Here is a 22,852-nt window from a genome sequence, read left to right on the forward strand (position 1 = left end):
ACGAAGGGACAGGACTTCGCCATGCCCGACGACACCCAGGACGCCCAGCAGGCCCGGCACACCGAGGACGTGATCTCCGGCGGTCATCTCGTCGCCAAGGCCCTCAAGGCCGAGGGGGTCGACCGCATCTACACCCTGTGCGGTGGCCACATCATCGACATCTACGACGGCTGCGTCGACGAGGGCATCGAGGTCGTCGACGTACGCCATGAACAGGTCGCCGCCCACGCGGCCGACGGCTACGCGCGCCTGACCGGCAAACCCGGCTGTGCGGTCGTCACCGCCGGTCCCGGTACGACGGACGCCGTCACCGGTGTCGCCAACGCCTTCCGCGCGGAGTCCCCGATGCTGCTGATCGGCGGTCAGGGCGCGCACACCCAGCACAAGATGGGGTCCCTCCAGGACCTCCCGCACGTCGACATGATGACGCCCATCACCAAGTTCGCGGCGACGGTTCCGGACACCGCCCGCGCGGCGGACATGGTGTCGATGGCGTTCCGCGAGTGCTACCACGGGGCACCCGGGCCGTCCTTCCTGGAGATCCCACGCGACGTGCTCGACGCCAAGGTCCCCCGCGACAAGGCCCGGGTCCCGGCCGCCGGCCACTACCGCGCCTCGACCCGCTCGGCGGGTGACCCCGAGGCGATCGAGACCCTCGCCGACCTCCTCGTCCACGCCGAGAAGCCGGCCATCCTGCTGGGCAGTCAGGTCTGGACGACCCGCGGCACCGAGGCCGCCATCGAGCTCGTACGGACCCTGAACATCCCCGCGTACATGAACGGCGCCGGACGCGGCACCCTCCCGCCCGGCGACCCGCACCACTTCCAGCTCTCCCGCCGGTACGCCTTCTCGAACGCCGACGTCATCGTGATCGTCGGCACCCCCTTCGACTTCCGCATGGGCTACGGCAAGCGGCTCTCGCCCGAGGCGACGGTCGTGCAGATCGACCTCGACTACCGGACCGTCGGCAAGAACCGCGACATCGACCTCGGCATCGTCGGTGACGCGGGGCTGGTGCTGAAGTCCGTCACCGAGGCCGCCTCCGGCCGCCTCGACGGCGGCGCCGCCAGGCGCAAGGAGTGGCTCGACGAGCTGCGCGCCGCCGAGCAGACAGCGATCGACAAGCGGCTGCCGCAGCTCAGGTCGGACGCCTCCCCCATCCACCCCTACCGGCTGGTCAGCGAGATCAACGACTTCCTCACCGAGGACTCGATCTACATCGGCGACGGCGGCGACATCGTCACCTTCTCCGGACAGGTCGTCCAGCCCAAGTCGCCGGGCCACTGGATGGACCCGGGGCCGCTGGGCACCCTCGGCGTCGGCATCCCCTTCGTGCTCGCCGCCAAGCAGGCCCGGCCCGACAAGGAGGTCGTCGCCCTCTTCGGCGACGGCGCCTTCTCCCTGACCGGCTGGGACTTCGAGACGCTGGTCCGCTACGACCTGCCCTTCGTCGGCATCGTCGGCAACAACTCCTCGATGAACCAGATCCGCTACGGCCAGGCCGCCAAGTACGGCAAGGAGCGCGAGCGGGTCGGCAACACCCTCGGCGACGTCCACTACGACAAGTTCGCGCAGATGCTGGGCGGTCACGGCGAGGAGGTGCGCGACCCCGCCGACATCGGGCCGGCCCTCCGGCGCGCCCGCGAGTCGGGCAAGCCGTCGCTGATCAACGTCTGGGTGGACCCGGACGCGTACGCCCCCGGAACCATGAACCAGACGATGTACAAGTGAGGTGAACGCTCGTGACGGGCAAGGCACTCGAAGGCATCCGAGTCCTGGACATGACCCATGTCCAGTCCGGCCCCTCCGCCACCCAGCTGCTGGCCTGGCTCGGTGCGGACGTCGTCAAGCTGGAGGCGCCCGCCGGTGACATCACCCGCCGGCAGCTGCGCGACCTCCCGGACGTCGACTCCCTCTACTTCACGATGCTCAACTGCAACAAGCGGAGCATCACCCTCAACACCAAGACCGAACGCGGCAAGGAGATCCTCACCGAGCTGATCCGGCGCTCGGACGTCATGGTAGAGAACTTCGGGCCGGGCGCGGTGGACCGCATGGGCTTCCCCTGGGACCGGATCAAGGAGATCAACCCGCGGCTCGTCTACGCCTCCATCAAGGGGTTCGGCGAGGGCCCGTACACCGACTTCAAGGCGTACGAGGTCGTCGCGCAGGCCATGGGCGGGTCGATGTCGACCACCGGCTTCGAGGACGGGCCGCCGACGGCGACCGGTGCGCAGATCGGTGACTCCGGGACCGGGGTGCACCTGGTCGCCGCGGTGCTCGCCGCGCTGTTCCAGCGCGAGCGGACCGGGCGCGGGCAACGGGTCAACGTGGCCATGCAGCACGCGGTGCTCAACCTGTGCCGGGTGAAGCTGCGCGACCAGCAGCGCCTGGCCCACGGCCCGCTCGCCGAGTACCCCAACGAGGACTTCGGCGAGGAGGTCCCCCGCTCCGGGAACGCCTCCGGCGGCGGTCAGCCCGGCTGGGCGGTCAAGTGCGCGCCGGGCGGGCCCAACGACTACGTCTATGTGATCGTGCAGCCGGTCGGCTGGAAACCCATCAGCGAGCTGATCGGCCGGCCCGAACTCGCGGACGACCCCGACTGGGCGACCCCGGAGGCCCGGCTGCCCCGGCTGAACAAGATGTTCCAGCTGATCGAGGAGTGGTCCTCGACGCTGCCCAAGTGGGAGGTGCTGGAGAAGCTCAACGCCCACAACATCCCGTGCGGGCCGATCCTGTCCACCAAGGAGATCATCGAGGACCAGTCGCTGGTCGCCAACGAGATGGTGGTGCGCGTCCCGCACCCCGAGCGCGGCGAGTTCGTCACCGTCGGCAGCCCGCTGAAGCTGTCCGACTCCCCCGTCGAGGTCAGCAGTTCACCGCTGCTCGGCGAGCACAACGAAGAGGTCTACGTCGGCGAGCTGGGCCTCGGCGACGAGGAACTGCGCCTGCTGAAGTCGAACGGGGTGATCTGACGTGATGGCCGAGGACCGCGAGCTCAGGGTGCGCGCCCTGCTCGACTCGGTACGGGCGGAGGGCCGCAGCGCCCTCACCGCGCCCGAGGGCAAGGTGATCGCCGACGCCTACGGGATCGCCGTGCCGGGCGAGGAGCTGGCGCGGGACGTGGACGAGGCCGTGGCGTGCGCGGCACGCTTCGGCGGGCCGGTGGTGATGAAGATCGTCTCGCCGGACATCCTGCACAAGACGGACGCCGGCGGGGTCGTGGTCGGCGTGGAGGGCGCGGCGGACGTACGGGCCGCGTTCTGCCGGATCATCGAGAACGCGCGGGCGTACGACGCGACGGCGCGCATCGAGGGGGTGCAGATCCAGGAGCTGCTGCCGCAGGGGCAGGAGGTCATCGTCGGTGCGGTGACGGACCCGACCTTCGGCAAGGTCGTCGCCTTCGGGCTCGGCGGAGTCCTCGTCGAGGTGTTGAAGGACGTGACGTTCCGCCTGGCCCCCGTGGACGCCGACGAGGCGATGTCCATGCTGGACTCGATCCGTGCGGCGGACGTGCTGCGCGGGGTGCGCGGGCGGGCGGGCGTGGACCGGTGGGCGCTCGCCGAGCAGATCCGGCGGGTGTCCCAACTGGTCGCGGACTTCCCGGAGATCGCCGAGGTGGACCTCAATCCGGTGATCGCGACACCGGAGGGCGCGGTCGCGGCCGACATCCGGGTCATCCTCGCCGACGAGCAGCCACCCGCGCGGAAGAAGTACACCCGCGACGAGATCCTCGCCTCCATGCGGCGGCTGATGCAGCCGGCCTCGGTGGCCGTCATCGGCGCCTCCAACGAGCCGGGGAAGATCGGTAACTCGGTGATGCGCAACCTCGTCGACGGGGGCTTCTCCGGGGAGATCCACCCGGTGAACCCCAAGGCCGATGACATTCTGGGCCGCAAGGCGTACAAGAGTGTCACGGACGTCCCCGGTGAGGTGGATGTGGCGGTCTTCGCGATCCCCGCCCGGTTCGTGGCCTCGGCCCTGGAGGAGGTGGGCCGCAAGAAGATCCCCAACGCGGTGCTGATCCCCTCCGGGTTCGCGGAGACCGGCGAGCACGAGCTCCAGGCGGAGATCGTGGCGATCGCCGAACGGTACGGGATCCGGCTGCTCGGGCCGAACATCTACGGCTACTACTCGACCTGGCAGGACCTGTGCGCCACGTTCTGCACGCCCTACGACGTCAAGGGCGGTGTGGCGCTCACCTCGCAGTCGGGCGGGATCGGCATGGCGATCCTGGGCTTCGCCCGCACCACGAAGACGGGTGTGTCGGCGATCGTGGGCCTGGGCAACAAGTCGGACCTCGACGAGGACGACCTGCTGACCTGGTTCGGCGAGGACCCGCACACCGAGTGCATCGCGATGCACCTGGAGGACCTCAAGGACGGCCGTGCCTTCGTCGAGGCCGCGCGGGCGACCGTGCCGAAGAAGCCGGTCGTGGTGCTCAAGGCGGGCCGTACGGCGGCGGGCGCGAAGGCCGCCGGGTCGCACACCGGGGCCCTGGCCGGCGACGACGCCGTGTACGACGACATCCTGCGGCAGGCGGGGGTCATCCGGGCGCCCGGTCTGAACGACATGCTGGAGTACGCCCGCGCGCTGCCCGTGCTGCCCACCCCGCAGGGCGACAACGTGGTCATCATCACCGGGGCCGGCGGCAGCGGAGTGCTGCTGTCCGACGCGGTGACCGACAACGGGCTGTCGCTGATGGAGATCCCGCCCGATCTGGACGAGGCGTTCCGCCGGTTCATCCCGCCGTTCGGCGCCGCCGGCAACCCGGTGGACATCACCGGGGGCGAGCCGCCGTCGACGTACGAGGCGACGATCCGGCTGGGCCTTCAGGACCCGCGCATCCACGCGCTCGTCCTCGGCTACTGGCACACCATCGTCACCCCTCCCATGGTGTTCGCCGAGTTGACCGCGCGCGTGGTGGCCGAGTTCCGCGCACGCGGCATCGAGAAGCCGGTGGTGGCTTCGCTCGCCGGTGACGTGGAGGTGGAGGAGGCCTGCCAGTACCTCTTCGAACGGGGCGTCGTGGCGTACCCGTACACGACGGAGAAGCCGGTGGCGGTGCTGGGCGCGAAGTACCGCTGGGCGCGGGCGGCGGGGTTGCTGTCGTGACGCCGGCGCACCAAGAACCGGCCGGGGGTCCGGGGGTCGCCCCCGGGCGGAACACAGCCCGCTGGGCGCGGGCGGCCGGGCTGCTGGGGGGCGGTCGATGAGCTGAGCGAGCGTGGGTGCGGCCGGCGGTGCGCGCCGGCCGCACCCGGGACCCGTGCGCGCACGCAAGGCAATGGACGGGGGGGACCGGCCAGAACCTTCGACGCAAGGGGTGCTGTGCGAGATGGAAACCATCGATCCACCCGCCTCCCCGGTCTGCCGGGAGGTGCGTGACCGCAGGGGCCGTGTGTACCGCGTCGGCGAGAGCGACGCCGACCTGCTGGGCCGTGGCCGGATGTGGATGGTCGTCCTGCCCTGGGTGGGCATGGCGGGCATCGGGTGCGCCGCCTCCGCGTTCCTCGCGGCTCAGTCGGGTCTCCGGGCCGCCCACCGGTGGGGCGGGGACCTCGGGTGGCCGGCCGGGCTGTGGGCGCTGTGCCAGGCGGCCGTGGTCCTGCCGGCCGGGCGGCTGCGGGAGAGCGGCCGGCTTCCGCCCCGCGCCGCCATGACGGCGGGAGCGCTCGGCACCCTGGCCGGGTACCTGGCGCTCGCCCTCGGCCCGGATGTCACCGCCGCCCGACTGGGGTTCGCGGTGTGCGCCGGTGCGGGCGCCGGGCTGGTCCTGGGGACCTGTCCGACGCTGCCGGGCGCCTGGTGGCCCGAACGCAGGGGCGGCCCCACGGCGGTCGTGGCGAGCGGGCTCGCCCTCGGGGCCGTACCGCTTCTCCTCCGCCCGGTCGCCGGCGCCGACCCGCGGGTCCTGCTCGCGGTCGCGGGCGCCGCGGCGGCCCTGGCGGTGGCCGGTGCCGGACGGTTCCTCCGGGACCCGCCGCGCAACTGGTGGCCGCCGTGTCCCGATCCGCTGTCCGTGCCGGCGGACCGCCGCGCCCGCCGCGCACGGGAGAAGAACCCGCCCGCCGTGCGTCACCACACCCTCCGTCAGGCCGCCCGCACCCCGGCGCTGTGGCTGATGTGGCTCTGCCTGCTGGGTGCGGCCGGTGTCACCGTGCTCGGCGTGTGCCTGCTCACCGTGTACGGCGGGGAGTTCGGGCCGGGCGGCCGGACGGTGCGGGCGGTGACCGTCGCGGGTGGCGCCGCGGCGGCGGCGGCCGGGGCGCTGTCGGACCGCTGGGGGCGCCGCCCCGTCCTGATCACCGCCTGTCTGCTGCTGGGCGCCGCGCAGTTCGGCGTCGCGGTCTCGGCCGACGCGGGCAGCGGTGTGCTCCTACTCGGCTGTGCCGCCGCCACCGGCGCGGCCGGGGTCGCGGTACCGGCGCTGACGGGCGCGCTGGCCGCGGACTACTTCGGTGAGAACCACACCGCGAGCGTCCACGGACTGCTCGCCGGCGCCTGGCTGCTGCCGGTCGCCGTCGCCTGCGGCACGGGCGCCGTCGCGTACGCCGCGCGGGACCCGCACGCCGTGTTCCTCCTGGCGGGCTGCACCAGGCTCGCCTGCGCCGCAGTGGCGCTGTTCCTCAAGGCGCCGGGCAGGCTCAGCGCCCGGCGCGTCGTCCCCAATCCCCACCCTCTCGGCGAGGAGATGGCCTGACATGACGGCTGATCCGATGGCAACAAGGAACACGCCGGCCGATCCCGGCACGACGAAAGGCGCGTACCGCGAAGTCACCGACTCCCGGGGGCGGGTCTTCCGCGTCGGCGAGACGGACCGCGACATACTCGGCCATTCACGCAAGTTGATGATGTGGCTGCCATGGGTGGCCATGATGGCCATCAGTGTCTCGGAGTACGCCTACGGTTCGGCCGAGGACACCCTGTCCGAGGCGCACGGCTGGACGCAGAGCAACACCTTCTGGATCCTCAGTGTCTGGGTGTTCTTCCAGGCGGGTGTCGCCTTCCCGTGTGGCTGGCTGCGGGAGCGGGGCATCCTGACGGCGCGCCGTGCCGTGTACCTGGGTGCGGTGCTGTGCCTGCTCAGTTTCCTGGCGCTGTCCCACATCGACAACGTCATCGTGGCCATCCTCGGCTTCGGTGTCGTGGGCGGTCTCGGCTCGGGGCTGATCTACGCGACCTGCATCAACATGGTCGGCAAGTGGTTCCCGGAGCGGCGCGGCGCGAAGACCGGCTTCGTCAACGGCGGTTTCGCCTACGGCTCACTGCCGTTCATCTTCATCTTCAACTACGCCTTCAACACCGGGAACTACAACGAGGTGCTCGACCTGATCGGCGTGTACGTGCTGATCGTGGTGGCGGTCTGTGCCTACTTCTTCAAGGACCCGCCCAAGAACTGGTGGCCCGCCCATGTCGACCCGCTGTCGCACTCCGGGAACGACAAGAGCGCGGCGAGCCTGGCCAAGAACCCGCCCGCCGTGCGGCAGTTCACGCCCAAGGAGGCGGTCAGGACCGGCATGCTCCCGCTGATGTGGATCACGGTCGTGATGACCGGTGGCGTGTCGATCTTCGGGATCTCCTTCCAGGTCGACTTCGCCAAGGAGGTCGGTTTCGGGCCGCTGGTCGCCGCGTCCTCGATGGGTGTCATGGCCGTCATCAACGGTGTCGGCCGTGCCATGGTCGGGTGGCTGTCGGACCACTGGGGCCGCAAGAACGCCCTGATCTTCGTCATCGTGGTGCTCGGCCTGAGCCAGTTCGGCGTCATCTGGGCCGGTGACATGAAGAGCGAGTGGCTGTTCCTGCTCTTCGCCTTCCTCTCCGGCTTCGGCGGCGGCGCCTTCTATCCGATGTTCGCCGCGCTCACCCCGGACTACTTCGGCGAGAACTACAACGCCACCAACTACGGGCTGGTGTACAGCGGCAAGCTGGTCAGCGGCCTGTTCGGCGGCGGGCTCGGCTCGATGGTGGTGGGCGCCTGGGGCTACAACGGCGCCTACGCGCTGGCCGGCGGGATATCCATGGTGGCGGCGGCGCTGGCGCTGCTGCTGCGGCAGCCGGGCCGCGGGAAGCGGGACGGCGCGGCGGCCTCCGCGGCCACCGAACCGCGGACCACGGCGGGCTGAGCACGCCCGGTACGGCACAGGGGGTGCCCTTCCCGCCGCTGCGGGAAGGGCACCCCCTGCCATGGCGGGCGCGGCCTCACGCGGGTGAGAACAGGTGGTCGCTGATGAGCCGGGCCGCGCCGATCACGCCGGCCCTCGGTCCCAGCTCACCGAGGACGATGGGGAGGTTGCCCGTCGCCAGCGGCAGCGACTGGCGGTAGACCTGGGTGCGGATCGCGGCGAGCAGGGTGTGTCCGAGGCCGGTGACGCCGCCTCCGATCACCACCAGGCCGGGGTTGAAGAAGGAGACGAGTCCGGCGATGACCTGACCCGTGCGGGTTCCGCCGTCCCTGATGAGGTCGAGCGAGGTGGCGTCGCCCGCGGCGGCAGCGGCGGCGACGTCGACGGCGGTGAGGGCGCCGTTCGCCTCCAGCCGGGAGGCGAGTTCCGCCGAGAGTCCCTGCGCGGCCGCCTCCTGCGCGTCACGGGCCAGCGCCGCGCCGCTGAAGTGGGCCTCCAGGCACCCCCGGTTGCCGCAGGCGCAGGGGCGGCCGTCGGGCACGGCCTGGATGTGCCCGATGTCGCCGGCGCTGCCCGTCGCCCCCCGGTGGACCTGGCCGCCGACGACGATGCCGCAGCCGATGCCGGTGCCGATCTTGACGCAGAGGAAGTCGTCCACGGTCCGGGCGACACCCGCGTGCTGCTCGCCCATCGCCATGAGGTTGACGTCGTTGTCGACCATGACCGGGCAGCCGAGGTCCTGGCTGAGCGCCTCCCGCACCGGGAAGCCGTCCCAGCCGGGCATGATCGGCGGCGCGACGGGGACGCCCTCGGGGAAGCGGACGGGCCCGGGGACGCCGATGCCGGCGCCGTCGAAGCCGTCCGCGACTCCGCTCGCCCGCAGCTTGGCGGCCATGGCCAGGACCTGCTCGAAGACGGCGACGGGACCTTCACGCACGTCCATCGGCTGGTTGAGGTGTCCCAGCACCTCCAGTTCGGCGTTGGTGACCGCGACGTCGACGGAGGTGGCCCCGATGTCGACGCCCAGGAAGCGCAGGGTGGGCGCGAGCCGGACGTTGTGGGAGCGCCGGCCGCCGCGCGAGGCGGCGAGCCCGTCGGCGACGACCAGTCCGGTCTCCAGGAGGCGGTCGACCTCCACGGCCAGTTTCGACCGGGACAGGTCGACCAGGTCGCCGAGCTGTGCGCGGGAGTTGGGACCCGAGTCGCGCAACAGCTTCAGCAGCCGCGCCTGGTGTGCGTTGGCGGGTCGTGCCGTCATGCGTCTCACGTGCCCCCCTCCCTGTCTCAATTCGGCCCATCCACCGGGTTTTGAGGCGAACGTAGCAGTGACCGGCGGGCCTGAGAACCGGTCGTGGCGCTAATCACCGCACCTTTTGCCCTCGGAAGGACAAAGCGGCGCGAGGTGGTCGTCCGTCGTCCTCGGCGGGCCTTCGCCACCGTGGGGCGCGCGAGGTCAGGACTGCTCGCGCTGGTGGTACGACCTGCGGGTGTGCTCGGTGTGTTCGCGCATCAGCCGGGTGGCGCGCTGCTCGTCGTGACCGGCGACGGCCGCGATGAGCTCGCGGTGCTCGACCCAGGACTGGCCGCCGCGCTGCCTGGCCACCGGTGTGTAGTACCAGCGCACCCGGCGGTCGACCTGTGCGGCCAGCTCGGCCAGGACCGCGTTGCCGGCCAGGTCCATGATCGTGGCGTGGAAGCGGGCGTTGAGGGCGACGGCGGCGTCCACGTCGTCGTCGGCGACGGCCTGCTCGCCCCGGGCGCACAGCTCCTCCAGGGCCGCGACGCCGGCCTCGTCCGTGTTGACGGCGGCCAGCCGGGCGGCCTCCGCCTCCAGCAGCGTACGGACCGTCAGCAGCTGGTCGGCCTCCTCCTCGGTGGGCTCGTGCACGAACGCGCCCTGCGCGGGCCGCAGATCGACCCACCCCTCGGTGTTCAGCCGCTGGAGCGCCTCCCGCACCGGCTGCCGGGAGACGCCGAGGTGTCCGGCGAGTTCGCTCTCGACCAGATGCTGGCCGGGCTGAAGGGCGCGGGTGGTGATGAGTTCGAGCAGCGCCTCGTAGACGCGGTCCCGCAGCGGCCCGGGCCTTTCGAGTCTCGGCACCGCCCCCTGCGGCAGTCCTGTCGACAACATCGCGGTCCCTCCACGGCAACGAGCGGATCACCGGCAGACAGTATTGATTGTCTTTCGTCTACAGTCTACGGCGCACAATGCCCAGGGAGAGGCGGAATCGGTCACTCACGCCCGGGCCCGGGGGCCCGCGCGCCGCTCACGGACAGCGCACGACCTGTCCCGCGTAGGAGAGGTTGCCGCCGAAGCCGAACAGCAGCACCGGGTCGCCCGAGCCGACCGCGCCCTGTTCCAGCAGCTTGGACAGGGCCATCGGGATGCTCGCCGCGGAGGTGTTGCCCGACTCGGAGACGTCGCGGGCGACCACCGCGCCCGTGGCACCGAGCTTCTCCGCCAGCGGCTCGATGATGCGCAGGTTGGCCTGGTGCAGGACGACCCCCGCGAGGTCCTCGGGCGCCACTCCCGCCCGCTCGCAGGTCTGCCGGGCCAGCGGCGGCAGTTGCGTGGTGGCCCACCGGTAGACGCTCTGCCCCTCCTGCGCGAACCGCGGGGGCGTGCCCTCGATCCGTACGGCGTGCCCCATCTCGGGCATCGAACCCCACAGCACGGGCCCGATGCCGGGGGTCTCCCGCGGCGCGCAGGCCTCGACCACGGCGGCGCCCGCTCCGTCGCCGACGAGCACACAGGTCGTCCGGTCGCTCCAGTCGGTCACGTCGGACATCTTGTCGGCGCCGATGACCAGGGCGCGGGTGGCGGCCCCCGCGCGCACCGTGTGGTCGGCGGTGGCCAGGGCGTGGGTGAAGCCGGCGCACACGACGTTGACGTCCATCGCGGCCGGCCTCGGGATGCCGAGGCGGGCCGCGACGCGCGCGGCGGTGTTCGGGGAGCGGTCCACGGCCGTGGAGGTGGCGACCAGGACCAGGTCGATGTCGTCGGGAGCCAGTCCCGCCGCCGCGAGTGCCTTGGCGGCGGCGTGCGCGGCGAGTTCGTCGACCGGCTCGTCCGGGGCGGCGATGTGCCGGGTCCGGATGCCCACCCGGCTCCTGATCCACGCGTCGCTGGTGTCCACCAGGGCCGCCAGGTCGTCGTTGGTCAGCACCTGGGCGGGCTGGTAGTGGCCGACGGCGCGGATGCGTGAGCCGTTCATCGGGAATCCCCCTCGTTGCCGTGGGTGGCGGACTCCCCCAGTCTGATCACTGATCCACGGGTAGAGCGGCAGGCGAGGCGACAGGAAACAGGCGCCCGGCTTGTCGGCTTCCGTCAGAGGCCCGGACGACCGGACACTCCGCCTCACCCCGTGAACAACTGCGTCACCTTGTGTACGAGCTCGTACAACCCGTAGGCGAGCGGCGCCCCCACCCACAGCCAGGCGAAGGCGACGAGGGGCCGCCGGGCGGGCGGGTTATGACTGCTGTCGTGCGGCGACGTCGGCATCGGTGCCCTTTCTCGGTGTGGGGAGGTGGTGGCGGGCGTGGACGGGCCGGATCAGTTCGTTGGCGACGAAGCCGACGACGAGCAGCGCGATCATGACGCCGAAGGACAGGCCGTACAACGAGGAACCGTGCTTGCCGGCGGCCTCCTGGTGGTCGGCGATCCAGTTGACGATGAGCGGCCCGAGCACGCCCGCGGTGGACCAGGCGGTGAGCAGCCGGCCGTGGATCGCGCCGACCTCGTGGGTGCCGAAGAGGTCCTTCAGGTACGCGGGCACGGTGGCGAACCCTCCGCCGTAGAAGGAGATGATCACGAGGGCGCACAGGACGAACAGCGGTTTCGAGGTGTCGCCGAACAAGACGATCAGCAGGTACAGCAGCGCGCCGACGCCGAGGTAGACGCGGTAGATGTTCTTCCGGCCGATCAGGTCGGAAGTGGTCGACCAGCCGATGCGACCCGCCATGTTGGCCGCCGACAGCAGCGCGACGAAGCCCGCCGCGGCGGAGGCGGAGACCGGGGTGGAGGTGTCCGCGAAGAAGTCCGTGATCATCGGGGCGGCCTTCTCGAGGATGCCGATGCCGGCGGTCACGTTCATGCAGAGGACGATCCACAGGCACCAGAACTGCGGCGTGCGCACGGCGCTGCGGGCCGAGACCTGCACCCCGGTGAGGGCGCCGGGTCCTTGGGCCGTGGGTTGTTCGTGCCGTTCGGTACGTGGCACCCGCACCAACAGAACACCCAGCGACATGAAGACCGCGTACGACAGACCGTGGACGAGGAACGCCAGGGCGATCCCGGAGTGGTCGGCGCCGAAGGACTCCAGCATCTGCGCCGACCACGGCGACGCGATGAGTGCTCCGCCGCCGAAGCCCATGATGGCGATGCCCGTGGCCATGCCCGGCCGGTCGGGGAACCATTTGATCAGGGTGGAGACCGGCGAGATGTAGCCGATGCCGAGGCCGATCCCTCCGACGAAGCCGTAGCCGAGGACGATCAGCCAGTACTGCTTCGTCTGTGCCCCGAGGGCGGAGATCAGGAAGCCGGAGGAGAAGCAGACCAGGGCCACGGTCATGGCCCAGCGCGGCCCCTTGCGTTCGACGAGCGTGCCGCCGAACGCGGCGGACAGGCCCAGCATGACGATGGCGAGCTGGAAGGGCAGCGCGCTCTCGGTGCCGTTGAGGCCCAGGGCGGATTCCAGAGGTGGCTTGAAGACGCTCCAGGCGTAGGCCTGGCCGATGGCGAGGTGGACGGAGAGCGCGGCGGGCGGGACCAGCCAGCGGCTCCATCCCGGAGGTGCGAGCGGCGGATTCATGTGCCGGACCGTAGAAAGCGGCACACGGGTTGAGAAGGCCGCGCGTCGTCTGTATGCGGTGAGCGGTATGCAGCATGCGCCGAACGGTCGGTGCGCGCACCCTTGCCGCCACCACTCCCATACTGTAGACAATATTTCGTCGACACCATGCGGCCGCCCTCCGGCAGCCGCCCCTCCTCACCACCTCCGCGGTATCCCTCAAACCGAACGGAGCGTCCAGTGAAAGTCGCAGTCCTCGGCGCCGGTGCGATCGGCGCCTACGTCGGCGCCGCGCTCCACCGCGCGGGCGCCGACGTGCACCTCATCGCCCGTGGACCGCATCTGGCGGCCATGAGGCAGTACGGAGTACGCGTGCGCAGCCCGCGCGGCGATTTCAGCGCCCACGCCCACGCCACCGACGACCCGTCCGAGGTCGGCCCGGTCGACTACGTCTTCCTCGGCCTGAAGGCCAACTCGTACGCGGCGTGCGGGCCGCTGATCGAGCCGCTGCTGCACGACACCACGGCGGTCGTCGCCGCCCAGAACGGCATCCCCTGGTGGTACTTCCACCGGCACGGCGGCCCCTACGACGGCCACCGCCTCGAGAGCGTCGACCCCGGCGGCACGGTCAGTGCGGTGCTCGCGCCGGAACGGGCCGTCGGATGCGTCGTCTACGCGGCCACCGAACTCGAGGCGCCGGGGGTCGTACGCCATCTGGAAGGCACCCGGTTCTCCATCGGCGAGCCCGACCGCAGCGTCTCGGCGCGCTGCACCCGGTTCAGCGAGGCCATGCGGGCCGGGGGCCTGAAGTGCCCGGTCGAACCGCACCTCAGGGACGACATCTGGGTCAAGCTGCTCGGCAACATCTCCTTCAACCCGATCAGTGCGCTGGCCCGCGCGACCATGCGCCAGATGTGTCTGCACGGCGGCACCCGCCGGGTCATCGAGACCATGATGCGCGAGACGCTCGCCGTCGCCGAGGCCCTCGGTTGCACGGTCGGCGTCTCCGTCGAGAGGCGCCTGGCCGGCGCCGAGCGCGTCGGCGACCACCGCACCTCCACGCTCCAGGACCTGGAGCGCGGCAAACCGCTCGAACTCGACGTCCTGCTCGCCGCCGTCGTCGAGTTGGCGGAGATCACCGGCGTCGAGGTGCCCACCCTGCGCACCGTGCACGCCATCTCGGACCTGCTCGCGCTGAGGAGCGCCGCATGAGGAAACGCGACCGGACCCCCAAGACGTACACCCGGCTCACCCACCCCCTGGTGCGGGACTCCCGGGACGAGCCGTTCCGGCGGGCGAGCTGGGACGAGGCCCTGGACCGGGTCGCGCGCGGCCTGGAACGCAACCGGGGCACGTTCGGCATGTTCTCCTGCTCCCGCGCGACCAACGAGATGAACTACGTGGCGCAGAAGTTCGCCCGCGTGGTCATGGGCACCCACAACGTCGACTCCTGCAACCGCACCTGCCACGCGCCGAGCGTCGCCGGCCTGTCGGCCGCGTTCGGCTCCGGCGGCGGCACCTCCTCCTACGAGGAGGTCGAGCACACCGACGTCATCGTGATGTGGGGCTCCAACGCCCGCTTCGCGCACCCCATCTTCTTCCAGCACGTGCTCAAGGGCATCCACAACGGCGCACGGATGTACGCGGTCGATCCGCGCCGCACCTCCACCGCCGAGTGGGCGGAGAGCTGGCTCGGCCTGAACGTGGGCACCGACATCGCGATGGCGCACGCGATCGGCCGCGAGATCATCCACGCGGGGCTGGTCAACGAGGCGTTCGTGGACCGGGCGACGACCGGCTTCGCCGAGTACCGGGCGCTGGTGGAGCCGTGGACCTTGTCGCTGGCCGAGAAGGTCACCGGTGTACCGGCCCGCGCCATCCGGGAGCTGGCCCACGCCTACGCCCGCGCCGAACGCGCGCAGCTGTGCTGGACGCTGGGCATCACCGAGCACCACAACGGCACCGACAACGTCCGCGCGCTGATCAACCTGTCGCTGCTCACGGGCCATGTCGGCCGCTACGGCTCCGGGCTGCAGCCGCTGCGCGGCCAGAACAACGTGCAGGGCGGCGGCGACATGGGCGCCATCCCCGACCGGCTGCCCGGCTTCCAGGACATCCTCGACCCCGGGATCCGGCACAAGTTCGAATCCGCCTGGGGCACGGAACTGGCCCCGCACCACGGGCTGAACCTGACGAAGATGTTCGAGGCGATGGAGGACGGCACCCTGCGCGCCGTCTACTGCATCGGCGAGAACCCGGCGCAGTCGGAGGCCGACAGCGAGCAGGCGGTACGCCGGCTGAGCGGCCTGGACTTCCTCGTGGTGCAGGACATCTTCCTCACCAGGACCGCGGAACTCGCCGACGTGGTACTGCCCGCGACCGCCGGATGGGCGGAGACGGAGGGCACCACCACCAGCAGTGAGCGCCGCGTGCAACGGGTGCGCCGGGCCGTCACCCCGCCCGGCGAGGCCCGCGAGGACATCGACATCCTCTGCGACCTGGCGGCGCGGCTCGGGCACGACTGGAAGTACGCCGGCGCCGAGGCCGTCTGGAACGAGCTGCGGTCCCTGTCGCCGGACCACTACGGGATGACCTACGAGCGGCTCGAGGAGCACCAGGGCATCCAGTGGCCGTGCCCGAGCACCGAGGGCCTCGAGCCGAGCTATCTGCACGGCCGGCTGTGGGAGGCGGAGCCCGTGCGGAGGGGAAGGCCGGCGCCGTTCGGCATCGTCCAGCACGATCCGCCGGTCGACCTCACCGACGAGGAGTACCCGATCCGGCTGACCACCGGGCGTCGGCTGGACTCGTACAACACCGGGGTGCAGAGCGGTGGTTTCGCCTCTCCGCTGCGCCGCGGCGAATACGTCGAGCTGTCCCCGGAGGACGCGGAGCACTACGGCGTCGTGGTCGGCGAGGAGGTGCGGGTGACCTCGCGGCGCGGCGCGGTGACCGCGCCGGTGTGGGTCGACCCGGCGCTGCGGCCCGGCCTGGCCTTCATGACGTTCCACTTCCCCGACGAGGTGGACACCAACCAGCTGACGATCGAGGCGAACTGCCCGATCGCCGGCACCGCGGAGTTCAAGGCGTCGGCGATCCGGATCGAGAAACTGCCGGTCGCCACCGAGGTTCCCCCGCTGACCCGACTCTGACCCGATTGAGGTGACCGGCGTGGATCTGCACTTCGGCGACAGCAAGCCGACCGACGAGGAACGCGCGGCGGTCGACGCGCTGCTCGGCCCGCCCGAGTCGTCCTGGGAAGGCGCCGCCCGCGACGAGATGACGGCCGCCGACCTGAGGTGGGCCCGCGGCGGACGCGAGGCCCGGGAACGGCGCGACCTGCTGCTGCCGGGGCTGCACGCGATCAACGACCGGATCGGCTGGATCAGCGACGGTGCCCTGGACTACCTGTGCCGGCGGCTGACCGTGCCACCGGCAGAGGCCTACGGCGTCGCCACCTTCTACGCCATGTTCTCCGTCAGGCCCCGGCCGGCGACCGTGCTGCACGTGTGCACGGACCTGGCGTGCGCGGCAGCCGGCGCGGAGGAGTTGTGCGCGGGCGTGCAGGCGCGTCTCGGCCCGGGCAGCGGCGTGAGCGTCGAACGCAGTCCCTGCCTGGGCCTGTGCGAGCGGGCCCCGGCCGCGCTGGCGGTCCGGGCGGGCGACCCGGTGCGTACGGCCGTGTCGGCATCCGCCACCGCCGAGGCGGCCGTCCTCGCGGCGACCGCACCCGACGCCGCGCCCGAGGAGCCGCCGGCCGCGCTCGCCGTGCCGCAGGCCGGGCAGGACGGGCTGCTGCTGCTCGGCCGGGTGGGCGTGGTGGACCCGGCGAGCCTCGACGACTACCGGGCGCACGGCGGCTACACCGCTCTGCGCCGGGCCTTCGAGCTGGGCCCCGCCGCCGTCATCCGGGAGATCACCGACTCCGGCCTCCTGGGCCGCGGCGGCGCCGCCTTCCCCACCGGCCGCAAGTGGCAGGCCACGGCCTCCCAACCGGACCAGCCCCACTACCTGGTCTGCAACGCCGACGAATCCGAGCCCGGCACCTTCAAGGACCGCGTCCTCATGGAGGGCGACCCCTTCGCGCTCGTCGAGTCCATGACCATCGCGGGCTACGCGACCGGCGCCCACCGGGGCTACCTCTACCTGCGCGGCGAGTACCCCAGAGCGCTGCGCCGCATGGAGCACGCCATCTCCCAGGCCCGCGCCCGCGGCCTGCTCGGCGAGGACGTCCTCGGCCAGGGGTACGCCTTCGACATCGAGATCCGGCGCGGGGCGGGCGCGTACATCTGCGGCGAGGAGACCGCGCTGTTCAACTCCATCGAGGGCCACCGGGGCGAGCCGCGCTCGAAGCCGCCGTTCCCCGTGGAGAAGGGCCTGTTCGGCAAGCCGACGGTGGCGAACAACGTCGAGACCCTGGTCAACGTCCTGCCGATCCTCACCATGGGCGCGCAGGCGTACGCCGCGATCGGCACCGACCGCTCCACGGGTCCGAAACTCTTCTGCGTCTCCGGCGCTGTCGACCGGCCGGGCGTCTACGAACTGCCGTTCGGCGCCACGCTCGGTGAGCTGCTGGAGCTGGCCGGGCCACCGGAGGGACTGCGCGCCGTACTGCTGGGCGGCGCGGCGGGCGGCTTCGTCCGCCCGGACGAGCTGGACGTCCCCCTCACCTTCGAGGGTACCCGCGCCGCGAACACCACGCTGGGCTCCGGGGTCGTCATGGCCTTCGACGACACCGTGCCGCTCCCCCGGCTGCTGCTGCGCATCGCCCGGTTCTTCCGGGAGGAGTCGTGCGGCCAGTGCGTGCCCTGCCGGGTGGGGACCGTACGGCAGGAGGAGGCGCTGAACCGCCTTCTGGAGCGCACCGGCGCGGCGGCCGGCGACGACATCGCGCTGCTGCGAGAGGTCGGCCGTGCGATGCGGGACGCCTCGATCTGCGGTCTGGGGCAGACCGCGTGGAACGCCGTGGAATCCGCCATCGACCGTCTGGGGGCGTACGCATGACCGTCACTTCGCTCGGAATCCCGCGCCGGCTGCTGGAGTTCACCCTCGACGGGCAGGAGGTCAGGGTCCCCGAAGGCGCGACGATCCTGGACGCCTGCCGGGCGGCCGGGAAGGACGTGCCGACCCTGTGCCAAGGCGACACGCTCACACCGAAGAACGCCTGCCGGGTCTGCGTGGTCGAGGTCGAGGGCTCGCGCACCCTGGTCCCGGCGTGCTCGCGCAAGGCGGAGGCGGGCATGGAGGTCCACACCGACAGCGAGCGTGCCCGGCACAGCCGCAAGGTCGTCCTGGAACTGCTCGCCTCCTCCGTCGACCTGTCGACGACGCCACGGGCCGCCGAGTGGCTCAAGGAGTACGAGGCGAAACCCGACCGCTTCGGACCGGACGCGGCCCGGCTGAACGAGCAGCCCAGGATCGACAACGAGCTCTACGTGCGCGACTACGACAAGTGCATCCTGTGCTACAAGTGCGTCGACGCGTGCGGGGACCAGTGGCAGAACACCTTCGCGATCTCGGTCGCGGGCCGCGGCTTCGACGCCCGGATCGCCGTGGAGCAGGACGCGCCGCTGACCGACTCGGCCTGTGTGTACTGCGGCAACTGCGTCGAGGTGTGCCCCACCGGGGCGTTGTCCTTCCGCACGGAGTTCGAGATGCGCCGGGCGGGTACGTGGGACGAGTCGGCGCAGACCGAGACGACGACGGTGTGCGCCTACTGCGGCGTGGGCTGCAACCTCACGCTGCACGTCCAGGACAACGAGATCGTCAAGGTCACCTCGCCGCACGACAACCCGGTGACCCATGGCAACCTCTGCATCAAGGGCCGTTTCGGCTACCAGCACGTACAGAACCGGGGCTGATCAGGACATGGGACGAGTGACGGAACGACGCAAGGTCATCCGCATCCGGGACGGTGCGGTGTCCACCCGGCCGGACACACTCGTCGCCGAGGAACCCCTGGAGATCCGGCTGAACGGCAAGCCGCTCGCCATCACCATGCGCACGCCGGGCGACGACTTCGCGCTGGCCGCCGGCTTCCTGGTCAGCGAGGGCGTGCTGGGCGCGGCCTCGGACCTGCTGAACATCGTCTACTGCGCGGGCGCGACCGTGGACGGCTCGAACACGTACAACGTGGTGGACGTCAAGACCGCCCCCGGCGTCGCCCTCCCCGACATCACCCTGGAACGCAACGTCTACACCACCTCCTCCTGCGGCCTGTGCGGCAAGGCCAGTCTGGACGCCGTGCGTACGACGGCCCGCTGGCCGATCGCCGACACTCCCCCGGTCCGGATCGCGCCCGAACTGCTGTCGACGCTTCCGGAACGGCTGCGCGCGGCCCAGCGGGTCTTCGACCGCACCGGCGGGCTGCACGCGGCGGCGCTGTTCTCCGAGGACGGCGAACTGCTGGACACGAGGGAAGACGTGGGCCGGCACAACGCGGTCGACAAGCTGGTCGGCCGCGCCCTGCAGAAGGGCGACCTGCCGCTGTCCCGGACGATCCTGATGGTGTCCGGGCGGGCCTCCTTCGAGCTGGCGCAGAAGGCGGTGATGGCGGGCATACCGGTGCTCGCGGCGGTCTCGGCACCCTCGTCCTTGGCCGTGGACCTGGCCACGGAGGCGGGGCTGACGCTGGTGGGGTTCCTGCGGGGCAGTTCGATGAACGTGTACGCGGGCTCGGAGCGTGTCGTCGTCTGACCCTGCTCGATCGACGTCACCCCGGGGGCGCGTCCGTCAGGCCTCCGTGCCCGAGATGCGGATCAGCAGGGCCATGAACCGGTCGCGTTCGGAGGGTGACAGCGGGGCGAGGAGCTCGTCGTTGGCCTCGCGGGCCGCCTTCTCGCAGCGGGTCAGCAGCCGGGCGCCCGCGTCGGTGAGGGACACCGCGTTCTTGCGCCGGTCCCTCAGGTCGGGCTCGCGCAGGACGAGGCCCGCGGACTGGAGGTCGTTGAGGACGCCGACCAGGTCCTTGGGGTCGAGGCCGACGCCGCCGCCCAGGTCGGCCTGGGCGACCGGGGCGAGATCGCGGACGGCGGAGAGCACCACGTGGTGCCACATCTTCATGTCCTCGGCGGCCAGCGCCTCGGCGACCAGGGCCCGGCCGCGGGCGGTGGCGGCAGGAGCTGTGGCGGCTGTTCGGGCGGGGGCTGCTGCGGCCCCGCGTGCACGGCGGGTTCGCGCTGGAGGACGCGGGGCGGGCGCACGGGGCGATCGAGTCGCGCGTCAACCTGGGCAAGGTGGTGCTGCGGCCGTGATCCGGATGGACCCGTCACCCCGATCCGGTGTGTGTCGATGCGAAGATCCGGGCGTGTGCCGACGCGGACTTGTCCGCGCGGGACCCGGCGTGAACCGATCCGGCTGGAAGTCGGCGTGAACTGCCGGCCGGAAGTCGGGGCAAGCTGATCCCGCCGGGAGTCGGCCGGAGCGGAACCGGTCCGGTCTCCCGGAGCCGGCCCGGCGTCAGCGGCCGCTGAGCCCCGTGCCGACCGCGGTACGCGCGGCCGTGGGCGCCTCGGCGGCGGGCTCCCGCCGTGTCTCGAGGTCGTGCGCACGACGCTTGGCGATCACCGCGCAGACCATGAGCTGCATCTGGTGGAAGAGCATCAGCGGCAGCACGGCCAGCGAGGCGTGGGCGCCGAACAGCACACTCGCCATGGGCAGTCCGGAGGCCAGGGACTTCTTCGAGCCGGCGAACTGGATGGCGATGCGGTCCTCCCGGCCGAAGCGCAGCGCCTTGGCGCCGTACCAGCTCAGGGTCAGCATCACGGCGAGCACCACGGCCTCCACCGCGAGCAGCCCGCCCAGCCGTACGGCGCTGATCTGGTGCCAGATGCCGCGCACCATGCCCTCGCTGAACGCGGTGTAGACGACGAGGAGGATCGAGCCGCGGTCGACGAGTCCGAGGACCTTCTTGTGCCGGGCGACGAAGGGGCCGATCCAGGGGCGCAGCACCTGCCCGGCGACGAACGGCACCAGCAGTTGCAGCACGATCGTGACCAGCGAGTGCCCGGAGAGGCCGCCCGCGCTGCTGCCCAGGAACGCGGCGGCGAGCAGCGGGGTGAGGACGATCCCGACGAGGGAGGAGAAGGAGCCGGCGCAGATCGCCGCGGGCACGTTGCCGCGGGCGATGGAGGTGAAGGCGATCGACGACTGGATGGTCGACGGCACGAGCGTGAGGAAGAGCAGGCCCTGGTAGAGCGGCTGGGTCAGCAGCACCGGGACCAGTCCGCGGGCGGCCAGGCCGAGCAGCGGAAAAACCACGAAGGTGCAGGCCAGCACGGTGACGTGGAGCCGCCAGTGCTTCAGTCCGTCCAGCGCCTCGCGGGTGGACAGGCGGGCACCGTAGAGGAAGAACAGAAAGGCGATCGCACCCGTCGACGCGCCGGAGACCACGTGGGCGGCGCCCCCGCGGGCCGGCACGAGCGCCGCGAGACCGACCGTCCCGAGCAGCAGCACGATGTAGGGGTCGATCGGCAGCCGGCTCGGCCAACGCAGGCGTTTCACTGTGCTCCACTTGCTCGTGCTCATCGACGGTGCGGGTGCCCCCCGGACGTTGCCGCACGCCCATGGGCGCCTGTCACACCCGTTCGCGTCCGTCCGTCGCGGGACCGACGGGTCCCCGCTCCATCGTGCTCCTCCGAGCGGCGATCGGGAATCCGGTATACCGCTCTGACTGCGATCGCTTTTCGTGATGAGAAGAGACTAGTCTGGACGTATGTACGACCCCGCACAGTTGCGCACCTTCCTCGCGGTGGCCCAGACGCTGAGCTTCACCGGGGCCGCGCGGCGGCTCGGCCTGCGCCAGTCGACGGTCAGCCAGCACGTACGCCGTCTGGAGGACGCCACCGGGCGGCCGCTGTTCACCCGGGACACGCACTCGGTGGAGCTGACCGAGGACGGTGAGGCCATGCTGGGCTTCGCGCGGCGGATCCTCGAGGTGCACGAGCAGGCGACGGCGTTCTTCGGCGGCACCCGGGTGCGCGGCCGGCTCAGGTTCGGCGCGTCGGAGGACTTCGTGCTGACCCGGCTGCCGGAGATCCTGGAGGGCTTCCGCCATCGGCATCCGGAGGTCGATCTGGAGCTGACGGTGGAGCTGTCGGGCACGCTGCACGAGCAGTTGGCCGCCGGAGAATTGGACCTGGTGCTGGCCAAGCGACGCCCGCAGGACCCGCGCGGCGAGCCGGTGTGGCACGACCGGCTGGTGTGGATCGGCGCGGAGCGGCTGCGCCTGGACCCGGACCGTCCGGTGCCGCTGATCGTCTACCCTCCGCCGGGGATCACCCGGGCGCTCGCCTTCGAGGCCCTCCAGCGGCAGGGGCGGCCGTGGCGCATCGCGTGCACCAGCGGCAGCCTGAACGGTCTGATCGCCGCCGCGCGCGCGGGGCTGGGCGTGATGGCCCACTCGCGCGGCCTCATCCCGCCGGGTCTGGTGCGGGTCCCGGAGCGGGCCGGGCTGCCGGAACTCGGACAGGTCGACTTCGTCCTGGTCCACGGCCGCCACCGGCCCTCCGCCCAGCAGGCGGCCGACGCGCTGGCGCAGGCCATCCTCACCGGCGGCGAGCGGCTGCACCGGCGCTGACCGCCGCAGACCGCCCTATGCGGCGCGACGCGCATGCGGTGACGGAACCGGGTGTGCGCACGCTGTCCGGGGGGAAGGCTGTGCAACGGTCCGTGGGGCGTCGGACGGGCGTGGCCGGCCGGGCGCGGGGCTGTCAGAGGGTCGTACAGATTCGGTGGAGATTACGCCACCGAAACTTACTGAACCGTAAGGATTCTGTCCGACCCTTCCCCATGTGAGCGCATTTTCTGGCGCTGACCTGTGCGGTTGTGAGCACTGCTCGCTTTTGACCCCCCTCCCGCGCCGCCGCCCCGTGGGGTAGCTTTCACCGCGCTGTGCGGAGCGTCACAGGTGGACCGGAAGGGCCGGAGCGCCCGCCGGAA

The 22,852-nt window shown here is 71.6% G+C and carries 17 protein-coding genes and 2 pseudogenes; 12 read left to right on the top strand and 7 right to left on the bottom strand.

The annotated features are described in order from the left end of the window. Positions 1–21 precede the first annotated feature (21 nt). The 5 genes from ACWDUZ_RS26385 to ACWDUZ_RS26405 all read left to right on the top strand — a co-directional run bounded on the left by ACWDUZ_RS26385 (position 22) and on the right by ACWDUZ_RS26405 (position 8,126). On the top strand, positions 22–1,731 hold the full coding sequence (locus ACWDUZ_RS26385; RefSeq protein WP_451634292.1) for a thiamine pyrophosphate-binding protein: 1,710 nt from the start codon (positions 22–24) through the stop codon (positions 1,729–1,731). 11 nt (positions 1,732–1,742) lie between these two features. Next, positions 1,743–2,975 (top strand): formyl-CoA transferase, encoded by a 1,233-nt coding sequence (gene frc, locus ACWDUZ_RS26390; RefSeq protein WP_451634293.1) that lies wholly within the window; start codon positions 1,743–1,745, stop codon positions 2,973–2,975. Between the two features lie 4 nt (positions 2,976–2,979). After that, complete coding sequence (locus ACWDUZ_RS26395) at positions 2,980–5,115, top strand: acetate--CoA ligase family protein (RefSeq protein ID WP_451634294.1); 2,136 nt, start codon at positions 2,980–2,982, stop codon at positions 5,113–5,115. Positions 5,116–5,338: 223 nt separating this feature from the next. Then, a complete protein-coding gene (locus ACWDUZ_RS26400) occupies positions 5,339–6,703 on the top strand; it encodes an MFS transporter (protein WP_451634295.1) in 1,365 nt (454 codons plus the stop codon). Between the two features lies 1 nt (position 6,704). Continuing rightward, the gene (locus ACWDUZ_RS26405; protein WP_451634296.1) at positions 6,705–8,126 is read left to right on the top strand and encodes an OFA family MFS transporter; all 1,422 of its coding nucleotides are present in this window, start codon (positions 6,705–6,707) and stop codon (positions 8,124–8,126) included. Between the two features lie 76 nt (positions 8,127–8,202). Here ACWDUZ_RS26405 and ACWDUZ_RS26410 read toward each other — a convergent pair whose 3' ends face one another. The 5 genes from ACWDUZ_RS26410 to ACWDUZ_RS26430 form a co-directional block, all read right to left on the bottom strand. Next, on the bottom strand, positions 8,203–9,384 hold the full coding sequence (locus tag ACWDUZ_RS26410) for an ROK family protein (protein ID WP_451634317.1): 1,182 nt from the start codon (positions 9,382–9,384) through the stop codon (positions 8,203–8,205). A 195-nt stretch (positions 9,385–9,579) separates the two neighbouring features. Continuing rightward, the gene (locus ACWDUZ_RS26415) at positions 9,580–10,257 is read right to left on the bottom strand and encodes a GntR family transcriptional regulator (protein WP_451634297.1); all 678 of its coding nucleotides are present in this window, start codon (positions 10,255–10,257) and stop codon (positions 9,580–9,582) included. 136 nt (positions 10,258–10,393) lie between these two features. Beyond that, positions 10,394–11,341 carry a beta-ketoacyl-ACP synthase III gene (locus tag ACWDUZ_RS26420; protein WP_451634298.1) on the bottom strand — a complete coding sequence of 316 codons (948 nt, stop codon included), beginning with the start codon at positions 11,339–11,341 and terminating at the stop codon, positions 10,394–10,396. 143 nt (positions 11,342–11,484) lie between these two features. After that, on the bottom strand, positions 11,485–11,628 hold the full coding sequence (locus ACWDUZ_RS26425; RefSeq protein WP_451634299.1) for an MFS transporter small subunit: 144 nt from the start codon (positions 11,626–11,628) through the stop codon (positions 11,485–11,487). Next, positions 11,597–12,937, bottom strand: coding sequence for an OFA family MFS transporter (locus ACWDUZ_RS26430; protein ID WP_451634300.1), 1,341 nt, complete (start codon positions 12,935–12,937; stop codon positions 11,597–11,599). Before ACWDUZ_RS26430 ends, ACWDUZ_RS26425 begins: the two co-directional genes overlap by 32 nt. Before the next feature lie 219 nt (positions 12,938–13,156). On the opposite strand from ACWDUZ_RS26430, the gene ACWDUZ_RS26435 reads away from it, so the two are divergent. From ACWDUZ_RS26435 to fdhD, 5 genes are read left to right on the top strand one after another with little or no spacing between them, the layout of a single operon-like run. Beyond that, a complete protein-coding gene (locus tag ACWDUZ_RS26435; RefSeq protein WP_451634301.1) occupies positions 13,157–14,128 on the top strand; it encodes a 2-dehydropantoate 2-reductase in 972 nt (323 codons plus the stop codon). Further along, positions 14,125–16,065, top strand: coding sequence for a molybdopterin oxidoreductase family protein (locus tag ACWDUZ_RS26440; RefSeq protein ID WP_451634302.1), 1,941 nt, complete (start codon positions 14,125–14,127; stop codon positions 16,063–16,065). Before ACWDUZ_RS26435 ends, ACWDUZ_RS26440 begins: the two co-directional genes overlap by 4 nt. Before the next feature lie 19 nt (positions 16,066–16,084). Continuing rightward, positions 16,085–17,917, top strand: coding sequence for an NAD(P)H-dependent oxidoreductase subunit E (locus ACWDUZ_RS26445; RefSeq protein WP_451634303.1), 1,833 nt, complete (start codon positions 16,085–16,087; stop codon positions 17,915–17,917). Beyond that, a complete protein-coding gene (locus ACWDUZ_RS26450) occupies positions 17,914–18,774 on the top strand; it encodes a 2Fe-2S iron-sulfur cluster-binding protein (protein WP_451634304.1) in 861 nt (286 codons plus the stop codon). The genes ACWDUZ_RS26445 and ACWDUZ_RS26450 overlap by 4 nt, the downstream gene beginning before the upstream one ends. 7 nt (positions 18,775–18,781) lie before the next feature. Further along, positions 18,782–19,609, top strand: coding sequence for a formate dehydrogenase accessory sulfurtransferase FdhD (fdhD, locus tag ACWDUZ_RS26455; protein WP_451634305.1), 828 nt, complete (start codon positions 18,782–18,784; stop codon positions 19,607–19,609). A gap of 36 nt (positions 19,610–19,645) precedes the next feature. Here fdhD and ACWDUZ_RS26460 read toward each other — a convergent pair. Continuing rightward, positions 19,646–20,026: pseudogene (locus ACWDUZ_RS26460) on the bottom strand (MarR family winged helix-turn-helix transcriptional regulator); the annotation flags it as partial. Between ACWDUZ_RS26460 and ACWDUZ_RS26465 the strand changes: the two are divergent. Further along, positions 20,020–20,166, top strand: a pseudogene (locus tag ACWDUZ_RS26465) (zinc-binding dehydrogenase); the annotation flags it as partial. The pseudogenes ACWDUZ_RS26460 and ACWDUZ_RS26465 sit on opposite strands and share 7 nt — an antisense overlap. 205 nt (positions 20,167–20,371) lie before the next feature. Here ACWDUZ_RS26465 and ACWDUZ_RS26470 read toward each other — a convergent pair. Next, on the bottom strand, positions 20,372–21,439 hold the full coding sequence (locus ACWDUZ_RS26470) for a bile acid:sodium symporter family protein (protein WP_451634306.1): 1,068 nt from the start codon (positions 21,437–21,439) through the stop codon (positions 20,372–20,374). A 187-nt stretch (positions 21,440–21,626) separates the two neighbouring features. On the opposite strand from ACWDUZ_RS26470, the gene ACWDUZ_RS26475 reads away from it, so the two are divergent. After that, complete coding sequence (locus tag ACWDUZ_RS26475; RefSeq protein WP_451634307.1) at positions 21,627–22,490, top strand: LysR substrate-binding domain-containing protein; 864 nt, start codon at positions 21,627–21,629, stop codon at positions 22,488–22,490. The last annotated feature ends 362 nt before the right edge of the window (positions 22,491–22,852 follow it).

It is taken from the genome of Streptomyces sp. NPDC003393 (genome assembly GCF_053589015.1).

What these genes read in the sequence shown, in the direction of transcription:
- ACWDUZ_RS26415 (WP_451634297.1), bottom strand. Translation starts at nt 10,257, where the DNA reads ATGTTGTCGACAGGACTGCCGCAGGGGGCGGTGCCGAGACTCGAAAGG.
- ACWDUZ_RS26470 (WP_451634306.1), bottom strand. Translation starts at nt 21,439, where the DNA reads ATGAGCACGAGCAAGTGGAGCACAGTGAAACGCCTGCGTTGGCCGAGC.
- ACWDUZ_RS26410 (WP_451634317.1), bottom strand. Translation starts at nt 9,384, where the DNA reads ATGACGGCACGACCCGCCAACGCACACCAGGCGCGGCTGCTGAAGCTG.
- ACWDUZ_RS26395 (WP_451634294.1), top strand. Translation starts at nt 2,980, where the DNA reads ATGGCCGAGGACCGCGAGCTCAGGGTGCGCGCCCTGCTCGACTCGGTA.
- ACWDUZ_RS26385 (WP_451634292.1), top strand. Translation starts at nt 22, where the DNA reads ATGCCCGACGACACCCAGGACGCCCAGCAGGCCCGGCACACCGAGGAC.
- ACWDUZ_RS26425 (WP_451634299.1), bottom strand. Translation starts at nt 11,628, where the DNA reads ATGCCGACGTCGCCGCACGACAGCAGTCATAACCCGCCCGCCCGGCGG.
- ACWDUZ_RS26400 (WP_451634295.1), top strand. Translation starts at nt 5,339, where the DNA reads ATGGAAACCATCGATCCACCCGCCTCCCCGGTCTGCCGGGAGGTGCGT.
- ACWDUZ_RS26405 (WP_451634296.1), top strand. Translation starts at nt 6,705, where the DNA reads ATGACGGCTGATCCGATGGCAACAAGGAACACGCCGGCCGATCCCGGC.
- ACWDUZ_RS26430 (WP_451634300.1), bottom strand. Translation starts at nt 12,937, where the DNA reads ATGAATCCGCCGCTCGCACCTCCGGGATGGAGCCGCTGGCTGGTCCCG.
- ACWDUZ_RS26475 (WP_451634307.1), top strand. Translation starts at nt 21,627, where the DNA reads ATGTACGACCCCGCACAGTTGCGCACCTTCCTCGCGGTGGCCCAGACG.
- fdhD (WP_451634305.1), top strand. Translation starts at nt 18,782, where the DNA reads ATGGGACGAGTGACGGAACGACGCAAGGTCATCCGCATCCGGGACGGT.
- ACWDUZ_RS26440 (WP_451634302.1), top strand. Translation starts at nt 14,125, where the DNA reads ATGAGGAAACGCGACCGGACCCCCAAGACGTACACCCGGCTCACCCAC.
- ACWDUZ_RS26420 (WP_451634298.1), bottom strand. Translation starts at nt 11,341, where the DNA reads ATGAACGGCTCACGCATCCGCGCCGTCGGCCACTACCAGCCCGCCCAG.
- ACWDUZ_RS26450 (WP_451634304.1), top strand. Translation starts at nt 17,914, where the DNA reads ATGACCGTCACTTCGCTCGGAATCCCGCGCCGGCTGCTGGAGTTCACC.